At 55.5% G+C, this 13749-nt stretch carries 12 protein-coding genes and 4 pseudogenes; 5 read left to right on the top strand and 11 right to left on the bottom strand.

Annotation, left to right across the window (positions count from 1 at the left end; all coding sequences use genetic code 11):
- The first annotated feature begins 612 nt into the window (after positions 1–612).
- A complete protein-coding gene (locus tag K227x_RS28425) occupies positions 613–831 on the top strand; it encodes a hypothetical protein (RefSeq protein ID WP_145176084.1) in 219 nt (72 codons plus the stop codon).
- Positions 832–1000: 169 nt separating this feature from the next.
- Here the strand turns inward: K227x_RS28425 and K227x_RS28420 are convergent, their stop codons facing one another.
- Entirely contained in the window at positions 1001–2587 is a 1587-nt protein-coding gene (locus K227x_RS28420; RefSeq protein WP_218933612.1) for an IS1182 family transposase, read from the bottom strand.
- 203 nt (positions 2588–2790) lie between these two features.
- On the opposite strand from K227x_RS28420, the gene K227x_RS28415 reads away from it, so the two are divergent.
- The 3 genes from K227x_RS28415 (at position 2791) to K227x_RS28405 (ending at position 6150) form a co-directional block, all read left to right on the top strand.
- The gene (locus K227x_RS28415) at positions 2791–4194 is read left to right on the top strand and encodes an AAA family ATPase (protein WP_145176078.1); all 1404 of its coding nucleotides are present in this window, start codon (positions 2791–2793) and stop codon (positions 4192–4194) included.
- A gap of 542 nt (positions 4195–4736) precedes the next feature.
- The gene (locus tag K227x_RS28410) at positions 4737–5465 is read left to right on the top strand and encodes a hypothetical protein (protein WP_145176075.1); all 729 of its coding nucleotides are present in this window, start codon (positions 4737–4739) and stop codon (positions 5463–5465) included.
- The gene (locus tag K227x_RS28405; protein ID WP_145176072.1) at positions 5443–6150 is read left to right on the top strand and encodes a hypothetical protein; all 708 of its coding nucleotides are present in this window, start codon (positions 5443–5445) and stop codon (positions 6148–6150) included. The genes K227x_RS28410 and K227x_RS28405 overlap by 23 nt, the downstream gene beginning before the upstream one ends.
- Before the next feature lie 83 nt (positions 6151–6233).
- On the opposite strand, the gene K227x_RS28400 is transcribed toward K227x_RS28405, so the two are convergent.
- The gene (locus K227x_RS28400) at positions 6234–6584 is read right to left on the bottom strand and encodes a hypothetical protein (protein ID WP_145176069.1); all 351 of its coding nucleotides are present in this window, start codon (positions 6582–6584) and stop codon (positions 6234–6236) included.
- A gap of 13 nt (positions 6585–6597) precedes the next feature.
- Positions 6598–7995, bottom strand: a pseudogene (locus K227x_RS28395) (SdrD B-like domain-containing protein); the annotation flags it as partial.
- A gap of 55 nt (positions 7996–8050) precedes the next feature.
- On the opposite strand from K227x_RS28395, the gene K227x_RS31335 reads away from it, so the two are divergent.
- Positions 8051–8323, top strand: a complete 273-nt coding sequence (locus tag K227x_RS31335) for a hypothetical protein (protein WP_246146908.1) — start codon at positions 8051–8053, stop codon at positions 8321–8323.
- 167 nt (positions 8324–8490) lie between these two features.
- Here K227x_RS31335 and K227x_RS31670 read toward each other — a convergent pair.
- The 8 genes and pseudogenes from K227x_RS31670 to K227x_RS28370 all read right to left on the bottom strand — a co-directional run.
- Positions 8491–8640: pseudogene (locus tag K227x_RS31670) on the bottom strand (dockerin type I domain-containing protein); the annotation flags it as partial.
- A gap of 278 nt (positions 8641–8918) precedes the next feature.
- Positions 8919–9443, bottom strand: a complete 525-nt coding sequence (locus K227x_RS28390) for a sulfotransferase domain-containing protein (protein WP_261343473.1) — start codon at positions 9441–9443, stop codon at positions 8919–8921.
- A 341-nt stretch (positions 9444–9784) separates the two neighbouring features.
- Positions 9785–10297: a hypothetical protein gene (locus K227x_RS28385; protein WP_145176061.1), complete on the bottom strand. Its 513-nt coding sequence runs from the start codon at positions 10295–10297 to the stop codon at positions 9785–9787.
- Positions 10298–10368: 71 nt separating this feature from the next.
- The gene (locus K227x_RS28380; RefSeq protein ID WP_218933610.1) at positions 10369–10854 is read right to left on the bottom strand and encodes a hypothetical protein; all 486 of its coding nucleotides are present in this window, start codon (positions 10852–10854) and stop codon (positions 10369–10371) included.
- A gap of 9 nt (positions 10855–10863) precedes the next feature.
- Positions 10864–11961, bottom strand: a pseudogene (locus tag K227x_RS31330) (Ig-like domain-containing protein); the annotation flags it as partial.
- Positions 11962–11995: 34 nt separating this feature from the next.
- Positions 11996–12136 carry a hypothetical protein gene (locus K227x_RS31325; RefSeq protein ID WP_246146907.1) on the bottom strand — a complete coding sequence of 47 codons (141 nt, stop codon included), beginning with the start codon at positions 12134–12136 and terminating at the stop codon, positions 11996–11998.
- Positions 12137–12441: 305 nt separating this feature from the next.
- A pseudogene (locus K227x_RS31665) lies at positions 12442–12588 on the bottom strand (dockerin type I domain-containing protein); the annotation flags it as partial.
- Between the two features lie 278 nt (positions 12589–12866).
- On the bottom strand, positions 12867–13727 hold the full coding sequence (locus K227x_RS28370; RefSeq protein WP_145176052.1) for a sulfotransferase domain-containing protein: 861 nt from the start codon (positions 13725–13727) through the stop codon (positions 12867–12869).
- Positions 13728–13749: the final 22 nt, after the last annotated feature.

Genomic DNA, 13749 nt, shown 5'->3' with positions numbered 1-13749 from the left:
GGGCGGCGTAGCTCAAGGGGTAGAGGGCGACACGTCGGCCGGCAAACTATTTCTAAAAATTGCTCGTCGCTTTTCGTGATTCGGATGTTTCTTCCGGTAGGTCTACGGGTAGACGGGTGTTCGTCGCTTGTCACCGAACGCCCCGCACCGTGGAAACTTTTTTTGTTGGCCCTCCGGCGGACCGCCGCAAAACCGAGTAGCTCAGGGGTAGAGGGAAACAGGTTCCCCAACGTTTTTGCGCCGTCGTGCTCCGAAACGGCATAGGTAATAAGGGGCGACGTTCGTCCCGGCGAATCGTCTCCCGAGAAAGTTGCGAAAGATGCAACCTTTATCGAGCACGTTTCGCAAAACGCGGCATAGGTAACCTGAGACGGGCACTCGTAAATCGCGATGAATGTCTCGGCCAAGCAGTGGAATAGTTTTCCCGCAAAAGTGTCACGAACGTGTGCAACGGCGTCGCCAAACGGCATAGGTGGTAGTTAGTCGAACACGTCTTCGCGAAACATCTGACGCGAAGTTCTTTCGGACAAATACGCCGATGGACCGTGCGCCCTCCGGTCGGCATAGATAGTTCCGGTGGGAGCACACCTTTTCACGAATGGATTCACAAGCATGATGAACGCCACGGATGCGTTGCCAGACAAGATCGTTGTCGAACCGCTCAACGGTCAAAACGAAACGATCGTCGACGGCGAAATGGTGCAGTTCGATTTGCCGGAGCACGCTGCCGACGTTTGGGCAGCGGTGCTGGTCGACGTCTACGACAAACGCAAACAAGACTCGCCCAACGAAACGCCGGCCATCGGGAACGGAGACGTCACATCGCGATGACCAACAACACAAACCAACCAACACGAATCTACGCGGCGTGTTGATTTAGTTCATTGTACTGCGAGTTTGGTTGGTTTCCCCCCTTTACCCCCGTTCGCTCCAGATACAACGCGACCCCAGTTGATTGGCGTGGGATCGGCTGGCTGGAGGAAACGGGCGGGGACGTGGACTACGGTGTGGATTCCAGTGCCGGTGGGTCGCTACCACTGGTGATTAAATTCAGGAGCCGATGAAGGTTGAACGCCGTACACAGCCAACGCCACTCGTTGCCCACTCGCTCCAGGCCGCGAGTCAGAAAACGACGTGCCCCGAAGTGACTCTTGATCATCGCGAAAGGACGCTCGCCAGGATGCCGACGACGGGAATACTTTTTCTTCGCCGACTCAGTGCTCATCTTCTTCGCGTGAGCTATCCGCCGAGCTTCGTGTTGTTCGTGGCTGATTTGACGCGACTTCGCCTGGCCGCTGAAGCAACGCGCCGCCAACGGGCAACTGGCACAGTCCGATGCGTCCGCTTTGTAACGATACTTGATTCGCTTTCGACCGTTTTCCACTTGGCTGGTCTTGTTCGCGTAGGGCATTGCCTTGCCGGCCGGGCACCAGTAACAGTCCGCCTCGGCGTCGTACACGAAGGCAGCCTTGTTGAACTTCGTTGTTTTTGAGCCGTCCTTCTTCTTCGTCGTGGTCGTCGGCAAGCGATCCACATCGCCGGACGCCACCGCTTCGCTGGGGTCGGGGCGAATCGCAGGACTGTCTTCGCTGCCACCGCCTTTGATTGGCGAATAATGATCAATGCCCGCTTCTTCGCACTTGGCTAGGTTCTCGCCGGTGCTCATCAAGCCGTCGGCGAGCATCTCGGCGGGAGCCTCCGCCAAGCCAAAGGATTCCTTGACATCTTCGATCGCCCCGAACAACTCTTTGTCTTCGTTGGCCTCAGCGATCACGCCCTCGCTAACGATGATCCCGCTATCGGCATCGACGGTTGCATGGGGGGTGAAATTCGGAGCGCAACCGCCTTCCTTGTTAGGCGTCACTCGCGACTCGGGATCGGTGATGGGGATGCGGGCCGGCACCTTTTTGCCTTCGGACTCAAGTCGATCAATCTCAGCCAGGGCAGCGTCGACACGTTCACGACGTTGCTTGACATCGGTCAGTTCCTCGCTGAGTTGGTGAGCGTTGTCGGTTCCCAGTTGTTCGTCTTGGCAACTGTCTGCTTCGGACGTTTTGGCTTCGAGTTCAGCGAACTTGTCTTCCAGTTCTTTCTTGGCTGTGCGAAGTTCTTCGGGCGTCCGCGTGCCAGTCTTGCGGTTGTTTGCCCGAATCCGGGTGCCATCAAATGCCAGCGTCTGTAGCGGCAGATGGCCAAGATCGCGAGCGACCAATCCAATCTGGACGAAGAGATCCTTCAGTGCGTCGGAGTGGTTGCGTCGAAATTCGCTGATTGTGGTGTGGTCAATCGTGCGTCCTTCGACGAGCCAGCGAAAGTCGATGCGAACGATGAGTGCTTCTTCGAGTGCCCGTGAGGTGCGGATGCGGCACAATAGTCCGTAGAGAATCACGCTGGCGAGGACACGCGGGTGAATCGGTGGCTGTCCGATTCGCCCGTTGTATTGCCGTTCCCATTGGCTCCAAGAGAGCCTGCCGAGAATATCATCGAGGAGCCGGACGCTATGGTCGGCAGGAATCGCTTGGTCGAGTCGCTCGGGAAAGAGCACCAACTGATCGCGGCTCAGCGGCGGCGTCGAAAATTTAGTCATCAGTTTCTCCGTCGCTGATATCATAGCGCCAACCACCGCCACTCATAGCCGACTAAATCAACACGCCGTACGAGGACGGGTCATGCTTTCCAGATTCACCGCTGGCCGTTGAATCCGAGAAAGCGTATCGCGAATGGTTTGCCAAGACCGCGACGGGCGTGCAGGGTTGGACGCAACCGAACGTGCAGGCATTCGATCAATTCATGATGGCCAGGCGGGCGGTCAAGAACAAAGCCGTTTGCGGTGCCGACCATGGGGCGTGCCTGTTTCGGCCGGACCATCCGATCGAAGCGTCCAAGACTCGCGGGCAGGCCCAGGCGGCTTGGATTGCGATCGAGGGTTGGCGTCACTTCATGCGCGAAGGCTTCGATACACGAACGATTCGTAACATCGCGATGACCGGGTGGAATGCCCGCGTTCAACGTTGGCGCAAAGGTTTGCTGTGTCCCGACCAGATCGTGTTGCCGCCTCGGCCGGCCGAAGACATTGACGCCAACACGCAGGACAAGCTCGATGAAATCCATCAGTTGATGCAGATCACGTACGATTCGTTGCCACGGGACGCAGACATAAGGCCGCGGAGCTTGCGGCGATTGTTCAAGCAATTCTCGTCGCTCAAGCGTCCCATCATTCACGGGCTGCTTCGTGCTGGCGAAACGATGAACGTGATCGCGCCGCCCAAGGTTGGCAAATCATGGTTGGTCAACGACATGGCCCTCGCCGTCGCGACCGGCCGGCCGTGGCTCGATCGGTTCGATACCGAACGTGGCGAAGTGCTGATCATCGACAACGAGCTACATCCGACGACGTCGGCGCACCGAATCCCGAAGGTCATGGCCGCGCGAGGGATCACGGACGCCGACGTCTCGGACCACATTTTCGTTTCCAACCTACGGGGCAACCTCAAAGACATCACTTCGCTTGGAACATACTTCAATCACGTTTACGAAGAACGATTCCGGATGATCATCATCGCCGCGTTCTATCGAATGCTGTCGGCCAATGCGGATGAGAACGACAACGCGGCGATGGCTGGCGTTTACAACACGATTGACCGATACGCTGAAATGCTCGGGTCCGCGTTCGTTCTCGTCCACCACACAAGCAAGGGCAACCAGTCCTACAAATCCATCACCGACGTCGGTGCCGGCGCAGGCAGCCAAGCCCGCGCGACCGACACGCACCTGGTGCTTCGTCCGCACGAAGAGGACAACGCGATCGTGCTCGACGCGGGCGTGCGTTCCTGGCCACCGCTGGATCCTATTGGCCTGCGTTGGAACTTTCCCATTTGGGCACCCGACGCGGCGCTCAACGCCAGCAAACTCAAGAACGATGGTCGCCGGCGAAAGCCTAAAGACGACAAGCCAACTGAGGCCCCCTGGGACGCCGAACGGTTCGTTCAAACATTCATCGACGCCGAGCCCAAGACCGCTGTCGTGATCAAAGCGGCAGCGAAGAAGAGCAAGGTTTCGGGCCGGCAAGCTCAAACGCTATTGGAGCAAGCCGAGGACGAAGGATTGGTCCACCGCTGGCGATTTGCATCGAACCAAAAACACAAATTTGCGACCGAGCCACAGCCTGAATCGGCCGGCAAAAGCAAGTCTTGAAAACACTCCCGCCCTCGCGCGCACACCCCCTAGTACCCCCTGGGTGCGTGCGCGAGGCACGCCCCAGGGTTTTGGTCTCACGTGTGCGCAAACGCAGTGGGCGAGCGCGGCAACGAAACGAACGCCCTACCGAGAACGCCAATCACAAAACCAAACGCGACACCGGCCAGCGTGTGCGGCCGTGTTGGGGCGAGCGAACTGGCCGGCGAGGACGAGCGGGGCCTCCTTCGACTTTGCGTTTTGCAAAGAGCGCCGTGGGAACAGCGGCACTCATAATCACAGTTTGATTGTTGTACATGTCCGAACGGTGGGCCAATTCATGGACGAAGACGACCTCGAAAACTTCGCCGTTCCGATCACGCATGTCCGTGATTCGATCGGCTTTTACTACCAGCACGTTGCTGAAACCGAACGGCCGTTGGTGATCTAACGATACCGCCAACGATCCGTCGTCATGGTCCCGCTTTGGGAATTGCGATGGCTCAAACGACTCGAAGCCAAGGTTCGCGCCGGCGAACCATTCACCATGGAGGACAAAATAGATGAACATTGAAAACGTCGTCACCGACGCCAAAGAACTCTGCTACGCGCCCGCCGAGCTATCGGGTTCGCCGCTCTGGGTCGTGCCGCAAACCAACCTGCCACCGATGCTCGGTCGACACACGATTTGCTACGGATACACGTCGCCGAGCCTCGACATGCACCTGCATCACTGTTTTTCCGATTGGGAAGGCATTCGTGGGCCAGTGATTGTGCTGGGCAATTTGAACATCGAGCGAGACTTCCCCGAGCAAACGTACAACAAGATGCTCGGAACCACGCTGCATGAACTGGCCCACATCCTCGAACGGCCGTCGTTGTTTCCGCCCCGAGGGTACAACCAGCAGTACATCCGCGCCGAAGCGATCCGCGTCGCCGAAGCCGTTTCTCGCGAAGAGGAGGGCGATGGGACGACGCCACCCTGGACTACGCATGAATCGCGGTTCATGCGGATCGCGTACCACCTTTACTTCCGCGCCCGATCGCTCGGCTACGACGTCCGCGCCGATGAAGTCTACAGCCCTCAGCGGTACGGCATGTCACCGGCCGCCAAGTACGCCAGCGAGATCAAAGCCGAGGCCAACACGCTGTGCGCCGCGACGTTTCGGCAGATTTGTTCGCTCACCCCACCTCCGGCTTTCAAAGCCGTCTACGAAGCCGACCAACGTTCCTGGATCAATTTCCAATCCCAACGCCAAAGGATGAACAATGAGTTTGACATCACTACTTGAAAAAATCACCAACCGTCAACGCGATCGCCCGCTGTCCAAATGGTCGGCCTACCGATCGCTGGTCGCCAACATCTGTGACGGCAAAGAACCCGACGCCGACAAGGTCGCCACGGTCCTGGCCGACAATGAAAAAACGCTCGACGAACTCCGTGACGACGCTAAGCTGCTGGCCCGCCGGCGAAAGCTGCGTGCCGAGATGGACGCGATCGAACCGCTTGAAAGCGAAGCCGTGAAGGTTGACCGAAAAATCTCCGAGGCCGAACAGGCGTTTGAGACAATGACCGCCAAGCACGAAGAGGAAACGTCGCCGCTATACATTCGGCGAAACGAGATCAAAGCGATCCGAAAACGAGCAGCGCAGGCCCGCAGCGAATTACGCGACTCATGCGAAGACCGCGAACTCGTCGCCGCCTACGAATCGGTCCTCGAAGACCTCCACGAGGCCCAGCACGAGCGAGCCGGCAAGGACGAGGAGATCACCAAACGCGAAAGCTGGATTCGCCAGGACAAGGAGAAAGCCGAGGTGACGCCGTTCGATCAGGAACGAAAACGCTACCGATCACAGGTCAAGGAGCACAAACGAATCCTGGCCGACCTGCAGGCCAACGCGAAACCTACTCAGGACGCCGTTCACGTCTTGCAGGAACGACTCGAAGTGATCGAGGACCAGTTGCTCGAACCTTAGAGTGATATCCGAAGCCGACAGTTTCTCGACCAAACGCTCGGAACAGACGAAGAATCGATCATGCGAACCAGTATTAGCTTTCGCTATTCAATTTGCGTCGGCAGCGGATCTTTCCGCTTCCGATAGAGCTTCCAAAGACCACCGAGCAGGACCCCAATCGCGGAGTTTACAGCAACGCTAATCGTGAATACGTAAGGCCAGAAATGGGCATTCGCTTGGTAGTCGTCACCAACTATGGAAAAATACGTGATTGCACTACCAATCCACAACAATGGAACGATTATCACGGAAAGCAAATAGCCAACGACTGCTGGAAGCGTGATCGACATTTCCAGCTGAGCAAGACAAGCGGCTACGCAAGTCAACAGAAACCCGATTAGTAATCCACGACCCACAATGTCACCTTTGAAACCTGCGAATTGAATCGAAACCACGCATCAAACCCAATTAACGGCTGACGTTCTGCCGATATCGCATCAGCAACCAATTTAGAACAGACTGCGTGTCATCAATATCGTAATGAGTAACATTTGGGAGATTGAAGACGGGGCTTGTTTCAACGTTGAACTGTTCTTGCGATCCCGGAACAGCGTCTCCGTCAAGTTGAAGTAGATCTTGCCCCCATGGTTCATCAGACATTTGATAAAGGTTCAAGTGCCAGTTCGACCCAATCGGACGACGAGTTTCAGCTAAGTTGCTCGAGTCAGATACAGCATCAACGTAGGCCGTAAATACCAGCGAGTAGGCACCAATATTTCCTGCGGTGCGTTGGCCACTGAGGTAGTTCGAAAGGTTGTAGGTAGAGCCGCCCCCCTGGCTGTACCCGTATATCGAGATATCCACAATCGACTGGCTGTTAACAGCGTTTTCTAACGTATCGTACACAGGTCCGGGGCCGGGCGGTCCGAAACCGAACCCAGCCGCAACGTCTTGCTCATCGAACTTGTAAACGTTGTAGCCTTCGCGGTAGAGGTCATCTGCCGTGGAGAAGATCCCGTGATTCGGGTCCGTAGGCACGGACGGCACTTGATTCAATCCGCCTAGCACTGTCGTGATCGAAGTGAAAGAATGGAAAAGAATTGAGTCAAGAGTGGTTGCAGTCGTAACGTCAACAAAATTCAAGATGCCTGTTGCACCAGCGGGGCCGATCCATTCTGCATAGACCGTTTCGGTTCCAGATGAAAGATCAGCATACGAAGGGGCATTGACGCCCGGCGAGATTGGAACCGGCTGACCTTTGTCTGCGTCTGACCAGAGTCGCAATGAAGGACTGTTTGTGGTAAAGACAAAACGACTGGCAGACGCGACCGAAACTCGAACATCCAACTCTATAAGGTCGTTTTCATTGGCAACCGTTCCGGCATCGTTGAAATCAGCCGTGCCATTGTTATTGTCATCATCTCCGTTGACTCGAATACCAGGCCCTAGCTCGGCGTTCATTTCACGCCCGTCTGGAACTACGGTTTTGGTGAATGGAAAGTACCCTCCCGTGGTAAACATCGGTCGATACGCCGTTAAATTGCCTGTGGTCAACGCTGGTCCACCTCCGCCTCCCCCACCACCAGTCGTGGTGTCGATTAAACCTGCGTCTACATCGGTTCGACTCTCTCCCTGGTTTAAGAACAACGTGTACCAAGCGGCATCACTGTCCTGTAAGCGATTGCTCCCAACGTGCTGCGCCGTGAACACATACCCCACCGGAGCTCGGAAGGATACTGCATAATCGTCGGAAGGCAGATCATCGAATTCGTAGTTGCCACCAGCATCAGTAAGCATGTCCTCCACGAAAAACCAGTCAGATCCTGTCCATCGGAAGAGCGTAACCAAGACTTCGTCAACGCCTTGTTCGCCCTGCGACTGAAGTCCATCTCCATTTGCGTCCAGCCAGGCCCAATCGCTGATGCTACCGGTCTCAGGATCGCTTGTAGACGTCGAAGTCGAAGTGCTGGTCGGCGAAGATGTGCCGGTAGGTGTCGAGGTAGAAGTACTGGTTGGGGTTGAGGTGCTAGTGCTTGTTGGCGTGCTGGTCGGCGTCGAGGTTGACGTACTTGTCGATGTTGACGTGCTGGTGCTTGTCGATGTCGGCGTACTGGTAGACGTGGACGTACTGGTAGACGTGGACGTACTGGTCGAGGTTGAGCTCGACGAGGATCCTGACGAACTTGGCGAGTAGCTGGAGCTGGGTGTTCCGTAATTGCTGCTCGATGGCGAATAACTGAACGCAGAGGTCATCGGTGCCAAGACCGCTGACTGTGACTCGAACCGTTCCGGCGTGTAGTTCAGAACACCAAGGCGGGGCTCGGTCTCGGTGCCCATCGCACCAAATACCGCGTCGATGTCGTCGACGGTGACCTCACCATCCTGATTCGCGTCTGCGTACGGGTTGTCCTCGAAGAGGGGGCTGTCGGCCAGAACGTTGATGACCTGTAAAACGTCGACCGGCGACACAAAGCCGTCGCCGTTGACGTCCGGCCGGATCTCGCGGGCCACGTTTGTCGGCGTAGCCGTTGCGGTTGCGACAGCAAGGTCAGCAGCGAACAAACGCCGCGATTGCAGCGTCTCGACGCGTAGACGGCGCTTGCGGGAGCGGCGAGGGCTGTTGTTCGAGCCATTTGCTGCAATTCCGTTGCGTGATCCCAATGTTCTGCCCCTTGTGCGTGTGCCGTGGTCTTCGAAGAGTCGCTCTGCTTAACTGCTTCAGCCCCTACGACCGTATCGTTGTTAGCCAAGCGGTGCAAACATTTTTCTGCGGGTTCAATCGAGATCGACTAATCCGTGGATTCGCGAGCAGCAACGATCGTTTGATAGCAAAACCGCTTCATGACTTCCTCGTGGACTTCGATAACCCGCTTGACCTGTTCCTCAGTAAGTGTTTCTCGCCAACGCTCCGCTTTTCCGCTCCGAAAGAAAGTCCCGCTTTTACTCTTGTTGCTGCGTTCGCCAAAGCCAGCTTCTTTCTCTCGTTTCTGTAAGCGCCGGAAATCAGTTTCTGCGATAGCCCGCTCAATTCGTTCGCGATCAGGATCCCAGCCCAGGAACGTCAGCACATTGCGGAACGTGATCTCGGTACGGGCCAGCAGATCTTCGTAGCAGACGACGTGAACCGGGAACGCTCGTTGGTCAATCCACGACGTGACGTGTCCGCTCCAGAATTCGAGGTACTGCGTGACCAAGTCTTGTTTGGGGCCACCGATAATGAAATTGCGATCGTTCATCATTGCGATGGCACGATCGTGATGGACGCCCCAGTGGTCTGCGACGGAATCGACCACGTCCAGCGGGTTGCGAACGATGTAGATTGCTCCGAGAGTGAGTTCGCGTTGCCATCGAGACGCACTTCGCGCGCTACGTCCGTTGGACTCGCGGTGACGCCGGCGAGGTCAGTCGCAAAAAGACTGCATGACTACAGCGTTTCGACGTGAAGGCGCCTTTGGCATTTGCGACGAAAGACACCAAGTGAGCCATTACGATATACTTCGGTTGCTTGACCCCAATTTCCGTCCCCGTGTGTTTGTGCAAAAGTGTGTTAGTCGGGCTTTGCCACCTCAACAACATGCTCGAGAATGCCCAACCCCGGGAATCTCCCGCAGCCATCGGGGATGGCGCAGACTCTGGGTCAACGCGTGTCTGATTGCTACTGGGCTGTCAGCTTTATCGGCATTATCTTTGATTCCGCCAGTCGATCGTTGTTACCACGATCGTTCTCGTAATTCGACAACAGGAATTTCTTCATCACTACAAGCCGAAGAAAGTAGTTTCCAGGGGGTAACTCGCGACCCTTCGAGAAACGCGTTCGTGGAACATAGCCTGCACCGTAGCAACGAATCTGAGAACGGCAAATTCCGTATTTAGGAAGAAGAATCCAGAACCCGTCAGAGGGGGGGATCGCCGAACCTCCCTCGGTAGCAAAAAGATTTCCGATTCGCTGCCTGTTTTGATCGAGCAGCTCTAGTTGGACAACCTCCATGCCCCCTACTTTTCCTCTACCACGTCCCAACGGGTCGAAGACACGAACACCCGCTTCGCCTTTATTCTCAATGGATAGTGTTGCAGTTATTTTCTCGCCAATTCTCCAACTCCCGTGGTCAAGTTTACATGACACACGAACTTGTGCGTCGTCCTGGCACACGTCTGCAACAACTGACATCGCGTCTTCGCTCCAGCAGACGTCTTGGCACAATAAGGTCACGACGGCTGAGCAAAACAATTTCCGGATAATCATTTGCGCACCACAATTTCATGGGACTTGCTTACACAAAGAATCTCGCTCGAATCCATCGCCCCAGTCAAGATACTTTTGAAGTACGTGGCTTTAACGACATATTCCCCTGCAGGCAATGAAAACGTTTTGCCGTCTACCTGACCCGTTGGTACCGAGAATACCCGACCAACCGACCCGGTTCTGGGTATACGCACTGGGTCCGTGTCGAGTACAGCCGGATTTTTTGAGGCAGCCAAATCCTTCAAGACTTTGCCTTCCTTGTCCAAGATTACAACACTAGCGGGCACATAGTAGCTGTTATCGAGAAAAGGATTGTAGGCTGGCGTCATGCCAGTTTCGCAGGCAAGTAGTACCGTGAATGTCACATCTTGTCCGCGATCAACCCTCAAGTCTCCCTCTAAGAGCACCTTTGGGGTGCCATGGAATGTAGGAACCAAGGGAGGGGCTAAGCAGAGTAAAAGTATTAGTGAATAAGCCATCATCAAACCTATTTAGATAAAGGGGGCCGCAGGATTAATCAGGCCAGTCCAGGTTGGATAATTCGTTGTGTCAGATTGCGGGGAGAGACCTTTGTACGAACTGTCAAGCGACCAGGTTTGTCCTCCATCAGTGCTGCTAGCTTCAAAGCCCCAACTCCAACTCACAACGCGAAGCGGAACGACGCCCCCTCCGTTTCTCTGGAACATCACGTACGTCGAGAAACTGTCATCGCGAGACCAAGCTTTATAGCCCGCAGCAAGTGGCTCTTGCGGGACATCGATCGCCGTAAATGGACCAATTTGTCCTGGGTAAACAAATCCGCCATCTAAGAGCGGTCCGTTCTGATTCCTGTTCTGCGTAACGTTGTTAACATCGACGCGACTGGCGTCAAGCGAGTTTCCAACCTGCAGGTATCCAAACTGATAGCTCCCCGCCGGAGGAATCGGTGGTGCTCCACCAACAATATCGAACCTAATACCCGGAGGCGGAGCGTTTGGATCTCCGTAAGACACCCTATTCCCGTAGACGTCAATCACACCAGAGTTGTCAATGTTTAGCGAGATGTTAGGTCGCAGCACGTCATAGGTAGTGCTAACACTGAAGGATTGCCCCTGTACGTTTCCCGAGAGAGTAACAACTCGACCATTGCCTCCGTCTACCCAGAACCAACTCGTACTAAGGACATTGAGGTCCGGGTAGACCAGCTTAGGGGGCGTCTGATTCCAGTCCCAGTTCGCCAACTCGTATCCAGGCACAGTCCACGACGGCGAATCGATATCGTTTCCTTGACCGTTGATCAAAATTGCAACCGGGGCGACGATATCACTTACCCAGACATCTTGGGTTTGGTCGGTGATATCCAACACCCCATCTTTGAGCACGACGCGACCAACCTCAATCTCAACTGTCGCAGTGTAGCTTTCGTCTGCCCCATCGTAGATCGTGTATTCAAAAGAATCTGAACCGCTGTACCCATCGGTCGCGTTGTAAGTGAAGGAACCGCCGACATCAATTGTCAACGTTCCATGTGAAGGTGCAGATGATGTGTACACCTGAATTGAACTGGGACCGAAATCTGGATCGTAATCGTTGCCAAGAACGTTCCCAGTCAAGTTGACCGTGTCAAGTGTGTAAAAGTCATCATCAACTGCTACCGGCGGGGTATTCGAGGTAGAAGTTCCGGTCGATGTGCTCGTTGAAGTCGAAGTAGATGTACCAGTGCTCGTCGAAGTTCCAGTCGGTGTGGATGTTGATGTGCTCGTTGAGGTCGATGTATGAGTGCAAGTCGAAGTTGACGTGTGTGTCGATGTGCAGGTGGATGTCGATGTACTTGTACTTGTGGAGGTCGATGTCGGCGTGCTTGTCGACGTACTGGTTGATGTTGAGCCCGATGACGAACCTGACGAACTCGGGGAATAGCTAGAACTGGACGTTCCGTAGTTGCTGCTCGATGGAGAATAGCTGAACGCCGAAGCCATTGGTGCCATGTTCGCCGACTGCGACTCGAACCTCTCGGGAGTGTAATTCAGAACACCGAGGCGAGGCTCGGTCTCCGTACCCATCGCACCAAACACCGCGTCGACGTCATCGACCGTGACCTCGCCGTCCTGATTCGCATCGGCATACGGGTTGTCCTCGAACCGCGTGCTGTCGGCCAGAACGTTGATGACCTGTAAAACGTCGACCGGCGACACAAAGCCGTCGCCGTTGACGTCCGGCCGGATCTCGCGGGCCACGTTTGTCGGCGTAGCCGTTGCGGTTGCGACAGCAAGGTCAGCAGCGAACAAACGCCGCGATTGCAGCGTCTCGACGCGTAGACGGCGCTTGCGGGAGCGGCGAGGGCTGTTGTTCGAGCCGTTTGCTGGAATTCCGTTGCGTGATCCCAATGCTCTGCCCCTTGTGCGCGTGCCGTGGTCTTCGAAGAGTCGCTCTGCTTAACTGCTTCAACCCCTACAAACGTATCGAAGTTTGCCAGGCCGTGCAAACATTTATCTGCGGGTTGAATTGAGACCGCCTAATCCATGGATTCGCGAGCAGCAACGATCGTTTGATAGCAAAATCGCTTCATGACTCCGGCGTGGGCTTCGACAACTCGACTGACCTGGTCCTCGGAAAGCGTTTCTCGCCAACGCTCCGCTTTGCCGCTCCGAAAGAAAGTCCCGCTTTTGCTCTTGTTGCTTCGTTCGCCAAAGCCGGCTTCCTTTTCTCGCTTTTGCAAACGACGGAAATCGGTCTCCGCGATCGCACGTTCGATTCGCTCGGGGTCCGGATCCCAACCAAGAAAGGTCAAGACATTGCGGAACGTGATTTCGGTGCGGGCGAGCAAATCTTCGTAGCAGACGACATGGACTGGGAACGCTCGTTGGTCAATCCACGACGTGACGTGTCCGCTCCAGGATTCGAGGTACTGCGTGACCAAGTCTTGTTTGGGGCCGCCGATAGTGAGATTGCGATCGTTCATCATCGCGATAGCACGATCGTGATCGACGCCCCAGTGGTCTCCGACGGAATCGACCACGTCCAGCGGGTTGCGGACGATGTAGATTGCTCCGAGCGTGAGTTCACGGCGAATGATAGGAAAGCCATTGTGTTGCACACGGGCACTGTGTGTTTTGATCAATACCGGTGGACGCACGCGATTTGAAAGGTCGATTTGCACCGCTTCGCGTAGTTCGTCGATCTCTTGATTGGTCAGGTCTGTCTTGCCGGCGATGCGCTCGAACGCTTGCCGACGTGATTCGGACATGGTGGCGTGGTAGGCATCGCTGAGTTCAAACTTCTCGTCGTCCGGTGACTTTTGGTACGCCGCGAATAACAGACGCATCCAGGTGTTGCCCGACTTCGGATAGGATGCAAGCCAAACCAGTGATTTCATGGGTGCAGAGATCGGAGAGGAA

Origin of the sequence: Rubripirellula lacrimiformis (genome assembly GCF_007741535.1) — a bacterium.
Lineage (GTDB): Bacteria > Planctomycetota > Planctomycetia > Pirellulales > Pirellulaceae > Rubripirellula > Rubripirellula lacrimiformis.
Note: the sequence above shows the minus strand (reverse complement) of the source record. Positions and strands in the feature narration are given on the sequence as shown.

Excerpts from the sequence above, each read along its gene's own strand:
- K227x_RS28425 (WP_145176084.1), top strand. The coding sequence starts at position 613 with ATGATGAACGCCACGGATGCGTTGCCAGACAAGATCGTTGTCGAACCG.
- K227x_RS28420 (WP_218933612.1), bottom strand. The coding sequence starts at position 2,587 with ATGACTAAATTTTCGACGCCGCCGCTGAGCCGCGATCAGTTGGTGCTC.
- K227x_RS28415 (WP_145176078.1), top strand. The coding sequence starts at position 2,791 with ATGATGGCCAGGCGGGCGGTCAAGAACAAAGCCGTTTGCGGTGCCGAC.
- K227x_RS28410 (WP_145176075.1), top strand. The coding sequence starts at position 4,737 with ATGAACATTGAAAACGTCGTCACCGACGCCAAAGAACTCTGCTACGCG.
- K227x_RS28405 (WP_145176072.1), top strand. The coding sequence starts at position 5,443 with ATGAGTTTGACATCACTACTTGAAAAAATCACCAACCGTCAACGCGAT.
- K227x_RS31335 (WP_246146908.1), top strand. The coding sequence starts at position 8,051 with ATGCTACCGGTCTCAGGATCGCTTGTAGACGTCGAAGTCGAAGTGCTG.
- K227x_RS28385 (WP_145176061.1), bottom strand. The coding sequence starts at position 10,297 with ATGTCAGTTGTTGCAGACGTGTGCCAGGACGACGCACAAGTTCGTGTG.
- K227x_RS28380 (WP_218933610.1), bottom strand. The coding sequence starts at position 10,854 with ATGATGGCTTATTCACTAATACTTTTACTCTGCTTAGCCCCTCCCTTG.
- K227x_RS28370 (WP_145176052.1), bottom strand. The coding sequence starts at position 13,727 with ATGAAATCACTGGTTTGGCTTGCATCCTATCCGAAGTCGGGCAACACC.